The organism is Chamaesiphon sp., from assembly GCF_041737865.1.
In the GTDB taxonomy this organism is placed as follows: domain Bacteria; phylum Cyanobacteriota; class Cyanobacteriia; order Cyanobacteriales; family Chamaesiphonaceae; genus Chamaesiphon.
Map to the genome: position 1 here is coordinate 1 of NZ_JBGSQZ010000125.1, position 15891 is coordinate 15891.

Sequence of the window (15891 nt, forward strand, 5' to 3'; positions counted from 1 at the left end):
TCCCAGTGTGGCTGCTCATCCTCTCAGACCAGCTACAGATCGTCGCCATGGTGCGCCGTTACCACACCATCTAGCTAATCTGACGCGAGCTCATCTCCAGGCGATAAATCTTTCAACTTTCGTCATATCGGGTATTAGCAATCGTTTCCAATTGTTGTCCCCATCCTGAAGGCAGATTCTCACGCGTTACTCACCCGTCCGCCACTAATATCCGAAGATACCCGTTCGACTTGCATGTGTTAGGCATACCGCCAGCGTTCATCCTGAGCCAGGATCAAACTCTCCATAATAATAGAGAGCCATTAGAATTGGCTCGGTGTAATTCTTTTCAGACTTATTACAAAGTCTCGGTCTTTCCAAAACTGGATTGACCTGTTATAATCGTGTTAACGAATTTAACGAGGTTGTATAGGCTTTCAAACTATATAGTTGTCTAGGTTCAGGATCTCAAGATTGGCTCTGGGAGCGACTTGCGTCGTTCGCAGTTGGCTGTTTCCCTCGACCGCTTTATTAATATAACTCGAACTCCCAGCGTTTGTCAAGCTTTTGAGCGAAATTGGCTCAAACTATTGCTGTATATCGGTTCAGATCGGATTTTACTGTTAAATCTACTGAAGTTGAGGTATTTAAGTCATATATTTTTCAAAAATACTTCTCGAAGATCCATTTGAGTAGATGTATTTTCATCTTGTACTAATACGTTGAGACTAGTCAAAGCATGAATGCACCCATTGAGGGCACTTCTACAGGTTAATTGTGTAGCCAGGTGGTTTTAGATCGGGAAACAGAATGCCAAAATCTATTTACTCAGTTATGGACCTCCCTGTGCGCCAGTTTCGGCTAGACTTCAAAATCACGCGCTCTAATCAATATTTACAATCCACGTACCAATGTACCGAGCTAGAGGAAAGTCGCTACTACTTTTGACTTGACAAGTAAAGTAGTACATCCCCCCTCCATCAGGATTTTGGACATTACTAAGTACGACTTCGATGTCGTTTTTGGTTTTGATCCTTTGAGCGAGATCGATTTGAAGGGTTTGAGATTCTCGATTCCACTCTACAGACTGAACTGGAATTGATTTGTCGCCTACGAAGACTTCTACTGCTTTGTCATCGAATTTACCTTTGTAATAGTCAGGGTAAGTGATTTGAAGTTGGGCGGCACCTAGACGGTTGATTTTTGAGCCAGGAATTTTGAGCCGATAGCGATCGACTGTGTTACGATTACCGGAGTCTAAACGATAGCTAAGTTGATTTGATGGATCGACGCCACTAAATAAGGTGAACCCAGGCAAACTTTGGGATGTAGCTGGATTGGCGGGAAAAACTGAGACTAAGCCACTGAATAGGGCGAGGATTGGTAATAATCTCGAAGCTGTTTGAATATTTAACATCTGTGTTCTGCGCTAAGTTTGGTACGTTAAAGATATAGTACTCAAATTTGGGCTTAATTTAAGGATAATTGACTACTAATGTTCATCAAATTTGAGCTTCCAGGTAGAGAAGTACGCTAAATAATCGGATAGTCGGAAGGAGGATACATCAAGATTGCTCTGCATCATCTACTTCAACTACTACCATCGTGGCGTTTTCGGTAATAAACAATCGGGCTAGTTTGTCGTATACACCTGCGCCAATATACTGAGGATATGTGTGCGATCGACTATAGATCCAAATTAATTCTTCTCCATAAAAAATGCGAACATCTTGAAATAGACTCTTGCATTTGGATTTGAGCGAATTTCCCGCATTCAGAGCATCTGTCCATCGCTCGAACTGACGATCGTAATCTTTAGCAAATACTCTGAACATAAAATTTGTAATTAGTGATTGTAGGGTGTCAGAATATTTAGATAATCTGCTCTAGATCGTCTCTATGCTTGAGATCGTACCGAAAAGATGGATTGTCTGGAACCTAGCAATTCTAGTATGCTCAGAGTACGATCTATTTAATTGACCTCTCATCGTTCAGATAATCATGTCTCTATTTCGTCCGCTGATATCCATTTTACTCGTGTTTATTTCTGTCCTCATCGTTAGCTGTGGTGATGGTGTTCAAGCCAAGGCTCCAACTTATAGTGCTGCAAAACTTGCCCAAATTCAAGCTACGAATAAGAATGTGGTCGCATTGAGCGATCGATTACCAGAACTGGCTACTCTCATTGAAAACCGTGATTGGAACAATGTCAAATCCTTCATTCATGGCCCTCTAGGCGATTTCAGAACTCGGATGTCTGGTTTATCCAGGGAGTTATTACCAGGAACTAAGGAGCAAGCATTAGCCCTTGGTAAGGAGATTTTTGTGCATCTCAATAAAATTGATGAAGCTGCTGGTAATAATGATTACAAAATCGCCATTCGCAATTACGGCGAGGCTCTGAAGGATTTTGCAAGTTTTGAGAAGCTGATTCCTCAAGCATAGGTATTATTACGGCGATCGAGGGTGCCTTTACAGGCTAATGTGTTGTGGGCACCCTCGATCGGTTATATTTTAATCCGGTTCAGAATATTGGTGCGTTACGGCAGCAGCCCAATAAACCCTACATCAACTACATCAACGTAGATTTTTGATTGGGATTGCCATATCAATTAATTTAAACCGTAATTTATCTATTTAATTAAAATTCCTAAATGTCTAACAGCATCAGTATTATCGGCTGCGGCATTATTGGCGCGACAATTGCTTACGAACTTAGTTGCTCAGATCTGTATCAAATCGATGTTTACGATCGACAACAGCCAGCACAAGCGGCAACTGGAGCGGCTCTAGGGGTGTTGATGGGAATTATCAGTCAGAAGGTAAAAGGTCGTGCTTGGAACCTCCGCCGAGACAGTATTCGCCGTTATCAAACTCTGATTCCCGAACTAGAGAAAATGACGGGATTGAAGATCCCCTATAATTCTCAGGGAATTGTGAAACTGTTATCGGCTGAAGACGATCTAGAGAAGTGGACGCAATTAGTCACTACCCGCACAGAACAAGAGTGGCACTTAGAATTGTGGAATGCGCGAAAAATAGCTACTCAACTTCCTCAACTTAATCCCCGATTTACAGGTACCGCAGTTTACTCTCCTCAAGATTTACAAATCGATCCGGTTGCCCTCACCAATGCCCTAGTAGTTGCAGCCAAGATGAATGGGGTGAATTTTCATTTCGATCGATCGATCGAGTCTATTGGGGCAAATAACCCAGATAGCTGCGATCTTTTGACATCCGATCTACCAGTGATAACTAGCGATCGAGTCATCGTCACTGCTGGGCTGGGTGCAACTAGTTTACTTTCCCCACATGCCCCAATCGAAATTCAACCCGTCTTAGGGCAAGCGATCCAAATCCGACTACCGCGACAATTGGGAAACCCCGACTTCCAACCAGTTATCGTCAAAGATGATGTCAACATCGTCCCCTGTGGAGGGAACGATTATTGGGTAGGAGCTACGGTAGAATTTCCCGTGGATGGGGTGATGGTGGCGGATGCGGCAGGTATAGAGCAAATCGAGCGAGTCGCAATCTCAGCATGTCCCGACTTAGCTAGAGGAGAAATCGTCCGCACCTGGCAGGGATTGCGCCCGCGTCCAAATCATCGCCCAGCACCAGTAATCGATCGAGTTGGCAATAATGGCAGAATATTAGTGGCTACCGGACATTATCGTAACGGTATTTTACTAGCACCTGCAACTGCCCGAATTGTCGGTGATATGTTATTGACTAATTGACTTTGCCACTTGGGGAATTCTACCTGCTAACCCAGTCATCAAGCGGAGAGCTAGGTATTTAAAAACTGGAATGCGATCGAGTAAAAGTAACCCAAACCGTCGGACAATGACGAGCGGGAAGATCCGATTGGAAAACATGCGATCGAGAAAATCGGTAAAAGCTAAAATTACCCAGTTCTCCGGCTTGCGCCAGTTGGTGTACCGCTGGAGCACTGAGTCGCTGCCAATATCTTCCCCTGCTTGATGAGCAGCAACTAAAATCTCTGCCAACGCTGCGGCGTCCCGAATCCCCAGATTCATGCCTTGCCCAGCCACTGGATGACAACAGTGCGCTGCATCGCCAATTAATGCCAACCGTGGGGCGGTATATTGCTTGCTCTGCATTAATTTGACTGGAAATAGCCACCGCTGGCTATCGAGTTCCAATTTACCCAAGAGTCCACCCGTGCAATGCTCTAACTCCTGAAGAAATTCACTCGTGGGTAAATGCTGCAATTGTTCAGCCTGTTGGTGTGGAACCGTCCACACTACCTGACAGCGACCATCAGCTAATGGTAACACCCCGATCGGCCCAGCATACCAAAATCTCTCGTAGGCAACGTTTTGGTGGTGCTTTTCTGGTTTGATCGTGGCGGTGATGCAGGATTGCCAATAATTCCACCCAGTAGTTTCAATCCCAGCTCGCTCTCTTAGCGAAGATTTTGCCCCATCAGCGGCGATGACTAGACTAGCGCGAATTTTAATTGGTGTGGCGGTATCTGGTGTTTCGATCGTAATTTCTGCACCAGTCTCGGTGTAATCTACCCCAACTACCTGCGCCGGACACATCGTGGTAATGTTTGCAGCAGTTTGCAATTTGGATTGGAGTGCCGTCAATAGTACCTCATGACTAGCAGCATAACCCAATGTTTCGGTACCCAAATCCTGGGGATACATCTTGACGACTCCCGCATAATCAGCGTCAGAGATTTGAATTTGGCTAAATTGGGTAACTAACGGTAAAATTTGGTTCCAGATGCCCATGCCCTCGAAAATCTGTCCTGAGAGCATCGATAGCACATAGGCTCGATTTTTGGCAATCGACACTGATTGCGCCTGAGACTCGATCGATACTACCCGCAATCCTGAATTTTGTAGTGCGACAGCGAGTGTATTGCCAATGATACCGCCCCCGACGATCGCCAGATCGTAATCTAAACAAATCGTTTCTGTCTCGACCCGATCGATCGTAGCACTAGCGTCGCTGTCTAGAGTTTGACGATCTTTTGCCAATAACAGCGGGATCGTGGTTGGTGGTAGTTGCTTGCTGTTAGGCATAGCCTCTGCACTAATCGAAACAGAATCGAGACGTGGCATAACAAATACTTAAATAATCAAAAATGGTAAATATACTCTCACGCAACCTTTATTATGACGCTTTTGAGGAGGTGGGTGTAAATGTTGACTCGATCGAGGTTGCCTCAACTTTAGCTGGTGAAAACCATACTACTCACTTCCCACCCAAGAAATAGACAGTCGAGATCCACTATTCACCATTCACCATCCACTATCCACCTTTACCCTAGATGTCTAATTCTATGATGGGAAGGGAGTAGCTAAACTTTAGGCTCTTCTAATGCGATCGATATTTGTGCTGATTTGCTTAACTCCTAAGATCGAGGTGGATCTTCCCAATCAAAAAGTGCCCCAGTGAAAGTACCTGAGACACTTACGTTAGGGTGTAAATTTAGATAGATTTAGACTCTCAAAGCGATCTGTCAACTGTCAACTATTTAACGGGGATTGGGTGCGCTATTTGGAACACTAGGAGACTTGAATCCACCATCAGCAGGGAGGCTGGGAACGCCGCTGGGTAAGGGGTTTGCGCCCGGAACAGTAGTACCTGGGTTAGGAATCTTGTTGTTGGTGCCAGAATTATCAGATTCTGAATTGTTGTGCAGAGCTTTAGGTCAGGGTGTTGTAGTCGAGCGGGGTGGGGTAGTCGGCGTATCGCTACCAGAAGGGGAAGTCATACCTGAATCGCTAGCTGCTCCAGTAGCTGGCTTTTTGTTGCCCATGCCACTCATCGGCTTTTTCTTGCCGCTCATTTGAGACTTGGTGCTTTTTTTCTTGGTGGTTTGAGAGATCTCAGTTGCTACGGTGGAAACGTGAGAAGACGTGTGATGAGCGGTAGCAGATGAAATCAGACTAATCAGGCTCAATGGAGAGAAGACTACAGCAGTTAGAGCAATGGTTTGAATTAGTTTGTTCATGAAAACTTGTTAATTTGTAGACACTTTACATAGAAAGTTTGTCAAGTTTTTGCACCTGACGTCATCCGATCCTAACACCAAACTCATAAATTTCCGAGATCTAGGTGATGCAAGTTTAGATATTTTTAGAGATCGATAAAATCATGTTTGAGCTACAACTAATTTTCCAAATGAACGACAGTGGTTGAGAAATCGCTCTGGTAGATTTGGGCTGGCTCCAAAATGTAGATGAGTATATGCAGCCTGTACTTGATACCTACTCCAACCTTCAGGTGCAAAGATCGATTTTGATTCGTAGCCCTCAAGATTGCATAGAGGAGATGGGGGTAAATCGGTGAGAGTGGAACGATGAAACTCATGTCCCCAGACGCGATCGCCGATATTTAAAAGTAAACTATTTTGTAAAGCGGTAAGTTGTCGATAACCAAGAGTTAATCGTTTACCCATCACTGCTGTCGTTGAAAAAATGCCGACCATCGGATAGGATCTGTTTTCAAAATCAACAATTCGATCGCACAAATACATCAATCCTCCACACTCAGCATAGGTTGGCATTCCGGCAACGATTGCGGCTTTTACTGCTTGTCTGATGGGCTGATTGGCGGCGAGTGTTTCGGCAAAGACTTCGGGAAATCCACCACCGAAATATAGTCCTTGAATATCTGGCGGTAGCTGTCGATCGTGCAATGGACTCCATTCGATGAGTTCGGCACCTAATCGCAGCAAGTCTAAATTGTCTGCGTAGTAAAAATTAAACGCGGCGTCCTTGGCTACGGCTAACCGGATTTTTTGAGGTGATTTTACCTTAGAATCCACCCCCAGACCCGCCTGGGAGGGGAGTAGGAGGGAGGAGGAAGTAAGAGTATACCCGTTCCTACGCTGTGCGATCGGTTGGCTAGTGAGTAGTGGTAATAATTGTTCCCAGTCAAAACAAGCTTCGCCAACATCAGCGAGTCGATCGAGTGTGATGTTTAAGTCGGTCAATTCTCCGGCTGGAATCAGCCCTAAATGACGATCGGGGATGCGAAGGTCATCGCGCCGATTGAGTACGCCCAAGATCGGTAGATGGAGCGGTAAGAGGGCAGCAGTGAGTAGTTCGAGGTGTCGATCGCTACCCACTTGATTGAGAATTACGCCAGCAATCTGTACCTGGGGATCGAAAGTCCGATAACCGTGCGCGATCGCGGCAATCGATCGGGAAGTACTACTACAATTGAGGATCAAAACGACAGGGATATTCAAGAGCTTGGCGACTTGCGCTGTACTTCCGGCATCAGTCGTCCCTGATGCCCCATCAAATAACCCCATCACCCCTTCAACAATCGAGCAATCTGCTGCCTGACTGTGGCGATCGAAACATTGCTGAACGTAGGCTGTTGAAGTTAAAATCGGGTCGAGATTTCGACAGGCTCTCCCAGTCACATAGCTATGAAACATTGGATCGATGTAGTCTGGGCCAACCTTGAAAGATTGTACTGTCTGCTGTCTGCGCCGTAAAGCGGCGAGTAGGGCTAGGGTGACAGTGGTTTTACCCACACCACTACGTTCTCCAGCGATCGCGATCGACATAAGTTATAACAATCAGGGATAAGGTATTAGAGAGTTGCTCCCACCTACTCTCATTTAATTACTATATAACCCATTTGAGATCTGCTAGCGATCGGCTAATCGGCAGACAGCGAGAATCTGAGGGTTGCGATTAGAACCCGATCGATGTTGAAAGTGGGATGGTTGCAGCTAAGACTGATGACTCACGGTATTTACAGCCAACTGCTCGGCGATCGTGGGTAAGCTATTTGGCACCAATGGTAAAGTTAGATAAAATGTTATTTCATCTCGATCGCCACTGGACATCAAAAATATCCCATCATAAATCTCCACGATCTTTTTGACGATTTTTAAACCGATCGCCAATTCTGGATTTTCATCAGTGGGTGTATTAAATTGGATGAAACTGGAGATCTCTGAACTTGATGCGGTCTGGTTATTTAATTGCAAGCTAGATAATGATAGATGAAAGGCGTTATCGATAACTTGACCGTGAATTTTTAGAAAAAGATTAGCTTGGTAGCGATCTAATACATAGTCGAGTAGTTCATTAAAAATCCACTCAGCCAGATCGACGTTCACTGCCAATGTGACATCTTCAACTTCGCAAGTGTGATGATTTGGTTTTGGTAATTGGGCCGATCGAGTAGTCAAGATCGCCTCGAAGATGAATTTTGGGATAGATCGATCGGTATGATTTGGTGTGGGTGTATCGACGATAAGTTTTAAATAAAACCAAAATTTCTGAGTTAATGTGTGTAGATTGGAGACCGATCGTTCGCTCGATTCTAAAAGCTGGAGTGTAGCTGGCAAACTTAGGTGTTCGATATTTTGCTTGAGATGCCCGATATTGTCCGAGAGGATACTCAATGGTGAATTAAATTCATTAGGAAAACCAACAGCTAAATCTAAGCGGATTTCATTTAAATTATTTGCTAAGGAATGGATGTTATTCCGCTGCAATTTGGAAAAAGATTGAATTCGATCGGATTGTTTTTTAATTCGCAGCATGGAGTTGACTCTCGCCCGTAGTTCCAGACCATTAACGGGCTTATTGACAAAATCATCAGCTCCTGCGGCGAGACAGCGTGCCAAGTCTTCCTTTCCAGATAGAGCTGTAACCATAATAATCGGTACACCCTGCCACTGAGACATCAATTTGATCCGCCGACACACTTCAAAACCGTCGAGACTGGGCATCATCACATCCAGCAAGATGACATCAGGAGCGAATTTTTCTAGAGCGGAGATGGCATCCTCGCCGCAACTAGCATAGTGCAGTTGATAACTTTCACTCGACAGAAGTGCTTCGATCGCATCAAAGTTATCTGGTTCATCGTCAATAATTAGGATGGAAGAGCTACTCATAGGATCGCTTTGGGATATTTCTTTTAGAATGCCCATTTGACTACCCAAATTAACTCCGCTATTGAGGGCATTCTAAAGACAGCATCCTCACCGAAAATCAATGCTCGAACCCATCTCATTGCCACAGCCCGAACCGAGCGCAGCAATCATCCGTGATTCGATCGTGGTGCATCCTGAAACGACCGTCATGGCTGCGCTCCAGAGTGGCATTGCCAACGTGCGGAGGAATGACATCGATCTAGTTTGCCCATCATCGATAGACGATGCTGTGAGCCAATCGCCTCAATTACCGAGCCAAACGCGATCTAGTTGCGTTTTAATTGTTGAAGATGGGCGACTGCTGGGAATCCTGACAGAATCGGATGTGATGCGACTAATTGCCGCACGGCAAGATTTGGAGCGGCTAACAATTGGATCTGTGATGACATCAAATCTAGTCACGCTGCGGGTTAGTGATTTTACGGATCTAGCTGTGGCGATGAGTTTGCTCGATCGATACCAGATTCGCCATTTACCAGTGGTGGACGATAGAGATTGCTTAGTAGGACTATTGACGCGGGAAAGTCTCAACGATCGTTTAGTCGCGGCTTTAACTGCAAGTGTCCAACAGCAAAGTGCCGAGTTGCAAGAGCAAGAAACTCAAATCCAAATATTTTGCGGTCGTGCTCAAGTAGTTTATCAACAGGCAAAATTAGATCTGGGCGAATCACAGCAATTTCTGCAAACTGTATTTGATACCTTCCCGCTGGCGGTCTTTTGGAAGGATCGAGAGTCGCGCTTTTTGGGTTGTAACCATAACTTCGCCAAAGATGCTAATTTAAGCTCGCCCACAGAAATTATTGGCAAAACCGACTACGATCTGCCCTGGGGAGCGCATGAAGCGGATGCTTATCGCGCTGACGATCGACAAACGATCGCATCGGGCATCGCCAAACTGGGAATTATCGAAACCCAGACGCGAGCGGATGGCACCTCAGCTTGGGTCAAAACGAACAAATTACCATTGCGGAACCTCAATGGCGATACGATTGGGGTATTAGGGACTTATGAAGATATTACCGATCGCAAACATACCGAAACCCAATTACATCAGCTATCCGAACGGTTGTCATTGGCACTCAAATCTGGAGCTTTGGGCTGTTGGGAGTGGGACATCATCAAAGATCGGTTGATTTGGGACGATCGGATGTATGAACTATATGGAATGACGAGATCCAACTCGGAATTAGATCGCCGCAATACTTATGCCGACTGGGTGCAAGCGATCCATCCCGACGATCGAGCCGCCACTCAAGTCAAACTAGTACAAGCCCTACTCGGAGAAGTAGAATTCGATCCAGAATTTCGAGTTGTCCATCCTGATGGGAGTATTCATTTCATCAAATCGTATGGTTTGGTGCAGCGGGATGAGCGAGATCGTCCATACAGCACGATCGGGATTAACTTCGATATCAGCGCAGTCAAACACGACGAAGCAATCCGTCACCAAACCGAAACCACCATTCGGCAACAAGCCGAACGAGAATTTGTGTTGCGAGAAATGACGCAACGGATTCGTAAATCTTTACAACTGCCGACCATTTTTGAGACGGCGGTACGAGAAATTCGAGAATTTATGCAAACCGATCGAGTTGGCATCTTCAAATTTTCCTCTGACTTCAATTTTGTCGAAAGTGAATGTGTGGCTGAATCTGTAACTGCCAATTTTGACTCGATTCTGGGATCGAAATTTCACGATCCTTGCTTTGCCGAAAAGTTGGCGGATTACTACCAGCAAGATCGAATCAATGTGGTCGAAGATATTTATACCGCGGGACTGCTAGACTGTGAAGTTCAGGTATTGGAAAAATTTCAGGTACGAGCATATTTAGTCATACCATTGCTCAATGGGATCCAGTTGTGGGGTTTACTCTGTATCCATCATTGTGGGGCACCAAGAGCTTGGCAACCGATCGAGGTTGACTTTATCAAACATATTGCCGAACAGATCGGGATTGCCATTCAACAAGCTACCCTCTATGAAAAAGTCAAGTTAGAACTAAGTGTCAGATGGCAAGCAGAAGAATCGATCGCCCAGCAACTCCGCCAACAGCAGACACTTGGGGCGATCGCCCAGCAAATCCGCAATTCGTTGCAAGTCAGAGATATCTTAGCAACAGCAACCGAACAAGTCAATGAATTAATGCAAGTCGATCGGGCGACCATTTTTCAAGTATTTCCCGATCGCAAAATTCGGGCTGTTGAAGAATTTGTCGCCCCTGAGTATCCTGGCTTGGTGGGGATGAATTGGGAACGCGAACAGTTTTGCCCAGCAGAGCTGGAATTCTACCTCCAGGGTCAACCTCGCATCGTTGTAGATGTGATGCAGGATGCGTGGTCGGTGCAGTTAGAAGCGTCGGTGGGGATGACATATGTCAAATCCAAAATTGTCGCACCGATTTTGCTCCGCTCTGGAGATGGTACTGATAGTTGGATCGATACCACAGGTCAGACTCAATTATGGGGGTTACTGAGCGTCCATTCATGTACTTCCCATCGTCACTGGCAAGATGGCGAAGCCCAATTACTCCAACAAATTGCCGACCAATTAGCGATTGCCATTCAGCAAGCGAGTCTGTTCGAGCAGTTGCAGCAAGAATTGACAGAGCGACACCAGGTAGAAACCCAATTGCGTCAGAGCAACCAACAGTTGGCAGTCTCCAACCAAGAACTCGCCCGCGCTACTCGGCTCAAGGATGAGTTTTTGGCAAATATGAGTCACGAACTCCGAACCCCACTCAATGCCATTTTGGGGATGTCTGAAGGACTGCAAGATGAAGTCTTTGGCTCCATTACCGATCGACAGCGTAAGTCGCTGTCCCTAATTGAAAAGAGTGGCAAACACCTACTCGCTCTCATCAACGACATTCTCGACCTGTCCAAGATCGAAGCGAACAAGTTTGAGCTGGAGCTGACAGATGTATCGATCCAAGATCTCTGTCGAAATAGCCTCTTATTCATCAAAGAACTCGCCCTGAAAAAGCAAATTCGACTGACTACCCAACTACCTGACTACCTCCACCGCATCAATATTCAGCTAGACGATCGCCGCTGTCGTCAAGTCCTGATCAATTTACTCAGCAATGCAGTTAAATTTACCCCAGCAGGTGGCAGTATTGCCCTGGATGTGCGGGTAATCGATCGGCAAGGGGATGGGAAGACGAGGGAGCAGACAGATCCAGCACCACCACAGCAAATCGTCTTCTCAATTATCGATACTGGGATCGGGATTGCTCCCGAACATATGGATAAGCTGTTCCAATCTTTTGTCCAAATTGATAGCAGCCTCAGTCGCCAGTATGCAGGAACCGGACTAGGTTTAGCTCTAGTCAGGCGGATTGTCGAAATGCACGGTGGGACTGTCTCAGCTCAGAGTGAATTAAATCGGGGTAGTTGTTTTACGGTAGCTTTGCCCTTTTGTCCGAGCGGAGAAATCACCGTCCCCACATCGTTACCACCTGTAGCCTATCCTCTAACGATAAATCCCGAATCCACCCCCGCACCTGGGCAAAAAGCAGCGATCTTGGTAGTCGAAGACAATCAGGCAAATATGGAAACCATGACAGGCTATCTGAAAAGTCGGGGATATCGACCGATCGAAGCAGTAAATGGTCGCATGGCGATCGATCTAGCCCAGCTCCATCATCCCGATATCATTCTGATGGATATTCAGATGCCAGGTATGGACGGGTTCGCAGCCATCCGGCAGATCCGTCAGATGCGTGAGTGTGCGGGGATACCGATTGTCGCTTTGACAGCTTTGGCGATGCCTCCCGATCGACAAAAATGCCTAGACGCTGGAGCTAACGAGTATGTGACTAAACCTGTCAAGTTGAGCCAATTAGTAGCGACGATCGAATCATTACTCAGATCCGCACCGCCGATTTGATATTTAAAACACATTTCTCACTTCAATTTTTACGACACGTATTAGTCACAAAGACTCCACAGTTTAGCGATACTACCGATCGAAACTCGTCGATTGCCGCGACGTAAAACCAAGCTTTTTTCATACTACTTTCCCGAAGTGCGGAATGTGGGTACTATTTAGGATCGTTAGCAGCAGATCCGGTTATGCAATCCGATGAAATTCTCAACTGGTACCAAACATTTACACCTAGTCAGGAGCAGCGAAAAAGCTGGTATGGTTCCGTTGCTCAGACTTACGATCGAGTACGACCGAAATATCCACCAGAATTCTTGGATCGCGCAATCGAAGTTACAAAAATCCCCGCGACTGGGAAGATTTTAGAAGTCGGGTGTGGCCCAGGTACGGCGACAGTTGGTTTGGCTCAAATGGGATTGTCGATCGTTGCCTTAGAACCAAGTTTAGAGACTTATAATGTGGCTTGTCAAAATTTGGCTGCATATCCTAATGTAGAAATAATTAACACCAATTTTGAAGAATGTGAACCAGAAGCTCGAACATTCGATGCAGTTGTGGCGGCAACTTCTTGGCACTGGATCGCCCCAGAATATAAATATATAAAGGCAGCATCACTTCTGAAAGATGGCGGTTCGCTAATATTATGGAATACTGCGATGCAGCCACCTGTTCATATCTTCGATGATTTGACTGAGATATTCGATCGATATATACCAACTTTGGCAAAGTACAAAGATCCAGAAACTCAATTGAGCGAAATGCGAATATTTGCAAAAGCAGCAATCGATTCTGGTCTATTCTCAGAATTACAAGAAGAATCCCGATCGAATCAAGTAAATTACTCGATCGATGATTATCTCCAACTTTTGACTACTTATTCACCTGCGATCGCTCTATCTCCAGAATGCCGACACGAGCTATTAGCACAATTGAGAGATATATTAGCGCAAACTTGTGGCGATCGAGTTCCACTTGCTTATCTTTCGGCTTTCCATGTAGCTAGCAAGATATCGATGGAAATCCCATAGCTTGTCCTCATCCCTAGCCCTTCTCCCTGAGACAGAAGGGCTGGGGATGAGGGCATACGGGTTTATTCCAATAGAGACAACTGTTCGGTACGATCGTCCCCTCCTTTCAAGCCTAGATGCTTCCGCGCCGCAGCCGTCACCACTCGTCCGCGTGGAGTCCGTTGGAGATAGCCGATTTGCAATAAATACGGTTCGTAGACTTCCTCGATCGTATGACTATCTTCACCTGTAGAGGCTGCTAAAGCATCTAATCCTACTGGCCCACCATTAAACTGCTCCACCATCGTCGTCAGCAACAATCGATCGACCCAATCCAATCCTAATGGATCGACATTATAAATCTCCATCGCGGTACTAGCGATCGACCCATCGATTTGAGCATACCCTTTTACCTGTGCATAATCCCGCACCCGTTTCAACAATCGATTGGCAATCCGTGGCGTTCCCCGTGAACGTCTGGCAATTTCTACCGCACCCTCTAGAGTTACCGCTGTTTTCAAAATTTCCGCCGTCCGTTGGACGATGAGCGTCAATTCGTCTACTTCATAAAAGCGGAGCTTCTGTACCAATCCAAATCGATCGCGTAATGGAGCTGTCAGCGAACCGATCTTGGTTGTCGCTCCCACTAATGTAAATCTGGGGAGGGCAATACTCCGAATTTTAGCAGTAGCATTTTGTCCTTGAGTAATATCCAGCCGAAAATCCTCCATCGCTGGATAGAGAATTTCTTCAGTTACTCGTGGTAAGCGATGAATCTCATCGATAAATAAGATATCTCCTGGCTCCAATCTCATCAAAATCCCATAGATATCGCGGGTACGTTCCAGTGCTGGAGCTGCCGTAATCTTGCAATTTACGCCCATTTCCGACGCTAGAATCAGAGCCATAGTGGTTTTACCCAATCCTGGCGGCCCATATAAGAGCAAATGATCCAAGGATTCCTGACGGACTTTCGCCGCTTGGATCGCAATATCGAGTACGCCTTTAAGATCTTTTTGACCGATATATTCTCTGATACTACTAGGTCGGAGACTTTCTTCCTGAATCTTTTCTTCAGTGGTGGCGATCTCTGCTTGTAATATCTCTGAGTCCACAGATGCTAACTGGATCGGGATCGCTGACTGCTTGGGAGTACGTTTCTTCCTTTCCTTGGGTTGTTGTTGGGCATCGGCGGCTGGTTGTTTGGAGGAGATAATTGCCATATCAGATGGGAGATGAGCGATTTCTCTCATTATCTCAATTAATAGTCGATTAACTTGAAACTGTTAAAATACATCTAGTCCTATCAGACCAAGTAGTTAATCGCTCATGACATATACTCCCGAAGAACTAAATACGATCGCTCAAGCTCCAATGGCGATCGGGATGGCAGTAGCACTAACTGATGTGGGGATTGTTTCGACAGCGATCGAAGCTGTCGCACTATCCAAAGAACTCGCTGGTGCAGCCAAAAAATATCCAACTAACTCGATCGTCCAAGCTACTTTCTCCGAAGCGGTGCTCTCTAGCGGCAAAATCCAGCGCAGTAAGCCAGATGTCAAAGCCGAAGATATCGAGTCTGGCGCGATCGTCACAAATGCAATTGCGACTGTCGATCTTGCGATCGCCACGATTGGCACTAAGGCGACACCTGAAGAAATTACCCAATTCAAACAGTTTATCTATGCTTGTGCTGAAGCCGTTGCCAGTGCGGCTGGCAGCGGATTATTCGGTTCGGGAGATCCCAAAGTCAGTCCTACCGAAGCTTCAGCCCTCTCTAAAATCAAAGCAGCATTGAGTATCTAACTGACTAACATAGCAATCCTAAATAAAAAGCTATGTTGATGTAGGGTGTGTTAGGCGATAGCCGTAACGCACCAGTATTCTGGGTTGATTTAGGATCGATATATTCGTTGTGATTCTACTTAGGCTCCTAAGTATTTTGGGCGATCGACAGGATAAAGTAGAAAGATAATAAATGTCTGTTGACGATCGCCCTGTTTGATAATTTTGAGTTGGTGCGTAGTCCCGTTACCCCACCCCAGCCCTCCCCTTATAAAGGGGAGGGAGTA

General features: G+C 45.8%; 13 protein-coding genes and 1 rRNA gene. 6 read left to right on the top strand and 8 right to left on the bottom strand.

Going from position 1 to position 15891, the window contains the following annotated elements:
- The 3 genes from ACEW9J_RS09060 to ACEW9J_RS09070 form a co-directional block, all read right to left on the bottom strand.
- Positions 1-290: ribosomal RNA gene (locus ACEW9J_RS09060) — 16S ribosomal RNA — on the bottom strand; the annotation flags it as partial.
- A gap of 572 nt (positions 291-862) precedes the next feature.
- Complete coding sequence (locus ACEW9J_RS09065; RefSeq protein ID WP_373544807.1) at positions 863-1396, bottom strand: DUF2808 domain-containing protein; 534 nt, start codon at positions 1394-1396, stop codon at positions 863-865.
- A gap of 148 nt (positions 1397-1544) precedes the next feature.
- A complete protein-coding gene (locus tag ACEW9J_RS09070; protein ID WP_373544808.1) occupies positions 1545-1814 on the bottom strand; it encodes a hypothetical protein in 270 nt (89 codons plus the stop codon).
- Positions 1815-1980: 166 nt separating this feature from the next.
- On the opposite strand from ACEW9J_RS09070, the gene psbQ reads away from it, so the two are divergent.
- Together psbQ and ACEW9J_RS09080 are read left to right on the top strand one after the other, a co-directional pair.
- On the top strand, positions 1981-2424 hold the full coding sequence (gene psbQ, locus ACEW9J_RS09075) for a photosystem II protein PsbQ (RefSeq protein WP_373544809.1): 444 nt from the start codon (positions 1981-1983) through the stop codon (positions 2422-2424).
- 209 nt (positions 2425-2633) lie between these two features.
- Positions 2634-3719: an NAD(P)/FAD-dependent oxidoreductase gene (locus ACEW9J_RS09080; protein WP_373544810.1), complete on the top strand. Its 1086-nt coding sequence runs from the start codon at positions 2634-2636 to the stop codon at positions 3717-3719.
- On the opposite strand, the gene ACEW9J_RS09085 is transcribed toward ACEW9J_RS09080, so the two are convergent.
- Positions 3705-5075 carry an FAD-dependent hydroxylase gene (locus ACEW9J_RS09085; protein WP_373544811.1) on the bottom strand — a complete coding sequence of 457 codons (1371 nt, stop codon included), beginning with the start codon at positions 5073-5075 and terminating at the stop codon, positions 3705-3707. The two genes, ACEW9J_RS09080 and ACEW9J_RS09085, sit on opposite strands and share 15 nt — an antisense overlap.
- 23 nt (positions 5076-5098) lie before the next feature.
- Here ACEW9J_RS09085 and ACEW9J_RS09090 point away from each other — a divergent pair, with 23 nt between their 5' ends.
- A complete protein-coding gene (locus tag ACEW9J_RS09090; protein ID WP_373544812.1) occupies positions 5099-5230 on the top strand; it encodes a hypothetical protein in 132 nt (43 codons plus the stop codon).
- Between the two features lie 438 nt (positions 5231-5668).
- Here the strand turns inward: ACEW9J_RS09090 and ACEW9J_RS09095 are convergent, their stop codons facing one another.
- The 3 genes from ACEW9J_RS09095 to ACEW9J_RS09105 all read right to left on the bottom strand — a co-directional run bounded on the left by ACEW9J_RS09095 (position 5669) and on the right by ACEW9J_RS09105 (position 8887).
- A complete protein-coding gene (locus ACEW9J_RS09095; protein ID WP_373544813.1) occupies positions 5669-5971 on the bottom strand; it encodes a hypothetical protein in 303 nt (100 codons plus the stop codon).
- Between the two features lie 141 nt (positions 5972-6112).
- Positions 6113-7540 carry a cobyrinate a,c-diamide synthase gene (locus ACEW9J_RS09100; protein WP_373544814.1) on the bottom strand — a complete coding sequence of 476 codons (1428 nt, stop codon included), beginning with the start codon at positions 7538-7540 and terminating at the stop codon, positions 6113-6115.
- 168 nt (positions 7541-7708) lie between these two features.
- Positions 7709-8887: a response regulator gene (locus tag ACEW9J_RS09105; RefSeq protein ID WP_373544815.1), complete on the bottom strand. Its 1179-nt coding sequence runs from the start codon at positions 8885-8887 to the stop codon at positions 7709-7711.
- A 100-nt stretch (positions 8888-8987) separates the two neighbouring features.
- Here ACEW9J_RS09105 and ACEW9J_RS09110 point away from each other — a divergent pair, with 100 nt between their 5' ends.
- A complete protein-coding gene (locus ACEW9J_RS09110; RefSeq protein ID WP_373544816.1) occupies positions 8988-12815 on the top strand; it encodes a GAF domain-containing protein in 3828 nt (1275 codons plus the stop codon).
- A gap of 185 nt (positions 12816-13000) precedes the next feature.
- Positions 13001-13840: a class I SAM-dependent methyltransferase gene (locus ACEW9J_RS09115; protein ID WP_373544817.1), complete on the top strand. Its 840-nt coding sequence runs from the start codon at positions 13001-13003 to the stop codon at positions 13838-13840.
- 62 nt (positions 13841-13902) lie between these two features.
- On the opposite strand, the gene ruvB is transcribed toward ACEW9J_RS09115, so the two are convergent.
- Complete coding sequence (ruvB, locus tag ACEW9J_RS09120) at positions 13903-15042, bottom strand: Holliday junction branch migration DNA helicase RuvB (RefSeq protein WP_373544819.1); 1140 nt, start codon at positions 15040-15042, stop codon at positions 13903-13905.
- A 106-nt stretch (positions 15043-15148) separates the two neighbouring features.
- Here ruvB and ACEW9J_RS09125 point away from each other — a divergent pair, with 106 nt between their 5' ends.
- Positions 15149-15625, top strand: coding sequence for a hypothetical protein (locus ACEW9J_RS09125; RefSeq protein ID WP_373544818.1), 477 nt, complete (start codon positions 15149-15151; stop codon positions 15623-15625).
- The last annotated feature ends 266 nt before the right edge of the window (positions 15626-15891 follow it).